Annotated in this window: 4 protein-coding genes; all 4 read right to left on the reverse strand. The window is 64.8% G+C overall.

What is annotated here, in order from left to right; genetic code table 11:
* Positions 1–10: 10 nt before the first annotated feature.
* Positions 11–1,891, reverse strand: a complete 1,881-nt coding sequence (locus GXY33_15370) for a radical SAM protein (protein ID NLX06518.1) — start codon at positions 1,889–1,891, stop codon at positions 11–13.
* Between the two features lie 190 nt (positions 1,892–2,081).
* Positions 2,082–3,782: a hypothetical protein gene (locus GXY33_15375; GenBank protein NLX06519.1), complete on the reverse strand. Its 1,701-nt coding sequence runs from the start codon at positions 3,780–3,782 to the stop codon at positions 2,082–2,084.
* Positions 3,783–3,801: 19 nt separating this feature from the next.
* A complete protein-coding gene (locus GXY33_15380; protein ID NLX06520.1) occupies positions 3,802–4,599 on the reverse strand; it encodes a hypothetical protein in 798 nt (265 codons plus the stop codon).
* 40 nt (positions 4,600–4,639) lie between these two features.
* Positions 4,640–5,008 (reverse strand): C-terminal binding protein (locus GXY33_15385; GenBank protein ID NLX06521.1); only part of this gene is annotated, 369 nt, incomplete at its 5' end.

Consider the following 5,008-nt stretch of genomic DNA (forward strand, 5'->3'; position numbering starts at 1 on the left):
ACTCGCCCGGTCAGGATCGAACATCCTGCCGTGAAGCGACCGGCCGTCGCGGCGACGATTCGCCGATATCGGCCTTGAAAGGCGAAAAGGTCTCGGGATCCGGCGGCGAATCCCCCCGCCGAATGGCCGGGTACGGACTGCCCGCACGGGTGAACCGTTCGGGCCAATCGGCCACATACCGAATCGGCCCCCGCCACAGCCGCCATAAATGCCCCTTGAGCCGCCAGGCGGTCTCCGCCAACGCCGCCATCCCCCATATCTGATCACCCAAGTGCTTGCGCTGAAACAGCCTCTGGCGAATGTTCAGAATCCTGACGAGATTCACCGGGTTGTAAAACGCCCCGTAAGCCAGAAGAACGTTGAGCTGCTGACGCCACGGCGAACGATGCCCAGCTGCGAATACGTGGTTGCCATCCGAATGCCGGTCCGTCATGGTCAGACCCGCCACACTCTCGAAGAGCCGTTGCTGCTCGATGCAGTCGTTAAAGAGCCGCGTGCCCACCGCCGGCGACGCCACCGTGCACTGGATGCCCACCACGCCCGCCTCGTGGAGAAACCGGACCTGGTCGATCAGACCCTCCAGGTTCCTTCGACCGAACAGCGGCTGACGGTCGTGGTGCATGAGCATCGCCATCGGCGAGATGTTGTTGGCCAGCAAATCCTGACAGACCTGCCGGGTAACCTCCGCCTGCTGGCCCTTGTCGATCAGCGTGCCCGAAAGGTCCTCCACGCCCATCCAGATCCCGTTGAACCCGGCACGGTTCGGCCGCGCCAACGGCAGCAAATCGCGATTCTTGTACACGTCGATCACCGTCGCCTCAGTGGCGAATCGAAGCCGCCGGCCCATCGGCTTGCCGTCGATCTGCCGCGTCGCCATCCGCTCGATCACCTCCTCGACGTACCGCCGGCTGTTAAAGAAGTTATCGTCCGCCCCGAAGAAGTACCGCGTGTCCATTCGCACACGGCAATCGGCCAGTTCCTCGACGATCCGCTCCGCGCTCTTTCGACGGAACGTCCGCATGTTGTACGACGGAATCGGGCAGTAATGGCAGTTGAACTTGCATCCGCGCGTGACCAGAACCGCCGCCACGTGAAGGCCCCGGCATGCATCCGCCAGCGGGATCGGCTGCGCCGCCAGGGTCGCCCGGCGGTGCGCCGGCTCCAGCAGACCAAATCCCACCGTCGGCATCGGCAGCACGTCAAGGTCCGCCAGCAGCCGCTGCGGACCGGTGTTGATCAGATGCCGACCGTCGCTGCGGCCGTCGCGGCTGTAAACCAGACCCGACACCTTCTCCAAAGCTCCGTCGCGCCGCGCCCGCTCGAACGCCTGACGCATCGTCCCCGCTCCGGCCCCGTATTCGCCCAACACCGACAACAATTCCAGCAGAACCGGCTCTTCACCGGTCACCGCCACGTCCGCACCCATCTGACCGTCCGCGCCCAACCCGAACATGTCGAACGGCTCGTAGCAGACCTTCGGACCGCCCGCGATGATCAGCGGCCGATCCGCTCCCTTGCTCCACGCCCGCTCGATCAGCCGGTACGCCGCCGCCGCATGCACCTTCACCGCCGAAATCAGCAGCATGTCGATCGGCTGCCCGTCGACCTCGGCTCGCGCCGGGTCAAGATTCGGGTTATGAAGCCCGAAGCTGACCCGCGTCCTGCCCATGCCCGCGCTGTCCAGCGCCGCCCCGATCGCCCGCGGCCCAGCCGGCACCATGTACCAGTCAAAATGCACAAACGGCAGCATCCGCGTCCGCCGGTCAAACGCCGAAATCACCAGACTGCGAACCTCTCCCAGCCCCCGATTGCCGCGCAGATCCCGCTCCAGTCGCCGATACCGATCCGGAGACAAAAAACGGTCCTCGCCTCGGCGTTGCTCTAGCTCCATATTCCACCTTTGCAGGGCTTATTGTTGATAAGACGAACCCCCATTAAAGTCACATTGTATCATGGATGGGCCATACGCAGAAATGGAAATCTCAACGCGGTCGGGGCCGCCGGGCACGGGTGAGCGACGCGAAACGCCCGCGCCAATCGCGCAGCCGCCAAATCGCGATCCCCGCCGGCAGCCCAGACCACTACCGCACAAACCAGAAATCCAGCCAGCCCTCGTCCAGATGGATCTCCGACAACTCGGGCTCAACCGACGCCGCCATCTGATCCCGCTGATAGAGCCGGCCGGGGCCGTCCTCGCCGTAGAAAACCTCAACCTCGCGCTGATCGTACTCCGAATAGCCCGTCTTCGCCGAGTCGCCCACCGGCGTCATCGCGATCACCGTATCGCCTTTCCACTTCACCTGATAGCGGTACTGCCGACGGCCCGGATTGCCCACCGAAACCTGCTCCTCCCTCTCCGTCAGCGGATACGAAACCTCGATCCTCGCTCCCGCGGGTTGCCGTCCAATGCACATCGCGTTGCCCCAGATCCGCGTCTCCACCGACCGCCCGGCCACCGTCGCCCGCATCTGATCTCCGGCGACGAACGCCGGCACCCGCACCTTCACCGCGCACGACTCCTTCAACTCGATCGTCAGCCGCCCCTGATACGGCTGATAGCCCCGGATCTCCGCCTGCGGCAGGCGCTTGTCCACGTGAAGCCATACCTCCAGCCCCTCATCCCTGTACCGCGCCGCGTTCTTCCACGCGATAAACAGCCCATGCGTCCCGGACCCGCCGCAGCAATTCTGAAATGCCCGCGTCTTGTTCTTGAGCTCCGGCCCGCCCCAGTGCGCGTTCATCGTCTCCCGCGCCGCCAGGATGTGATTCGGCGAACTCCACCCGGCGTACCCGCCGACCATCCGCGATCCGATCCGCCGCCGCGAAAACTGCGCGTCGTCCGCCCGTGAACAATCCGAATCCAGCCACGCGCCGTCCGCCACCTGACTCTCCACCAGGTGATTCCGCACCAGCCGCTCCACGTCCGACCAATACTCCGGATGACCGTGATTCGCCAGCGTCACCATCAGCGCCAGGTAATCCATCACCGCGCACGTCTCGCACGCCACGATATCCCCCGTCCGCCCGATCACCTCCGGCAAAAAACCGAAGCTCGTCGCCTCCGACCGAACGTAACGGTATAGCGCGTCCACCCGGCTGTAGAGCTCCGGATCGCCGACCGCCAACGCGTACTCCGCTGCGCCGGACAGTATCCGCAGGTTGCCGTGCATGTGTCCGCCGTGACGAAAGGTGTTGTCCGGCGAGAAAAGCGGATTGACCGCGAACACCTGATGCACCAGCCGCCCGGCCAACTCGATCGCCTGCGGGCAATCCATGAACCGTCCACACGCCGCCAGACTCTTGATCCCGAAACCCGTCCAGCCCGGCTCCTTGCTCGCCGACTCCTCGACCAGCGCCGGCAGATGCTCGATCATCCGGCGGATTGCGCCTTCCGCCTCCGGACATTGTCCGCCCAACCACACCGTCAGCAGCGTGTAAAGCACCAGCCCCTGAACCGCGAACGACACCGGCTGTTCCGGGCAATAAGCGGTTTGCGGCTGAACGAACAGACCCGTCCGCGGATCGAGCCGAGCGAAAACCTTCTCCAGCCAGATCGACTCGATCGGCAGTTCGCAGCCGGTCATGATCCTCGCCATCGTCGCCGCCTGCAACTGGCGGCACATCACGTCGCCCCAGTCCGGAAAATCGTGCGCCGCCTCCGCCGGATCGGTCCAGAAAACATGAAAGTACGGCAGGTGCTCGCCGTCCACCATCCGCGTCAGATAGTTGAAGCTCCGCCTCGCGTACTCCTCGAGCGAAAATGTCTTCGCCGCGGTGCTCATGCCGCCTCCGTGTTTGAAATCATCGCGACTCGCCCAACGCGCTGCGCAACGCCTGCCGGCGCTCGATCAGCGACTGCCACAAAATCGCGATCTCGCACGCGTACCAGATCACCTTCATGCCTTTGCCGATCCACGCCGCCGTCCGCTGCGGATCGGTGCTCGCGATCCCCGGCAGAACGCCGTGCCGACCGCACGCCTCGATCACCCGCTCCACCGCCGCCAGAAACTCCGGACTCTGCGTCTGGCCGGGAATTCCCATGCTCATCGACAAATCGTCGCCGCCGACCAGCGCGATGTCCAACCCTTCCACCGATAAAATCCCGTCCAGGTCGGCCAGCGCCTCAGCCGTCTCGATCTGCACGCCGACCACCAGGTTCCGGTTCACCGTCTCGATCTGCTCCGCCGTCGATTTCCAGCCGATGTACTTGCCGATCGGACACGTCGAACCCGCCAGACCGCGAAGACCGCGCGGCGGATACCGGACCGTCCGCATGATCTGCTCCACCTGCTCGCGCGAGCGAATTCGCGGTATGAAAATCCCGTCCGGCGCCTGGTCCAGCGTCCGGTTCATCTCGTGATAGCAGTCCTCGCACACCCGGACCATGCTCGGCAGACCCAGACACCGCGCCACGCGAATGTGCTCCATCACCGTCTCGTCATTGAACGCCGAGTGCTCACGATCGATCAGCACCGCGTCGTAACCGGCGTGGGCGAACGCCTCGATCACCGCCGGCGTCCGCATCTCGATCAGAGTCCCGAACACCAGCACGTCGCCGCGGTCCACGCGCTCTCGAAGAAGTCCCTGGCACGCGTTCACAAATCGCTCCTCTCACAAAGGTTCATACGCCGTCGCCGGCTCACCGCCGGGCGCTCGTCCGCCGCTCGAATACCTCTCTGACCTCCGGGTTGACCGGATGTTTCGGCCATCGCCCGCCCAGCACGTCCGCCACCGCCTCAGCCGCGCGAATCCGAGCCTCCGCCAACGCCTGCACCGACACCGCCGCCACGTGCGGCGTGCGAATCACGTTCTCCAGCGAAAACAGCGGATGGTCCGTCGCAAAACCGTCAGGATCCAGCACGTTCACGCAGCCGTACACGTCGATCGCCGCCCAACGGATCACCCCGTCCCGCAGCGCAGCCGCCAACGCGTCCTCGTCCACCAACTCGCCGCGGCTCGTGTTCACCAGCACCGCCGAACGCTTCATCTTCTTGAACTCCGCCGCGCC

The organism is Phycisphaerae bacterium (assembly GCA_012729815.1).
In the GTDB taxonomy this organism is placed as follows: Bacteria; Planctomycetota; Phycisphaerae; order JAAYCJ01; family JAAYCJ01; genus JAAYCJ01.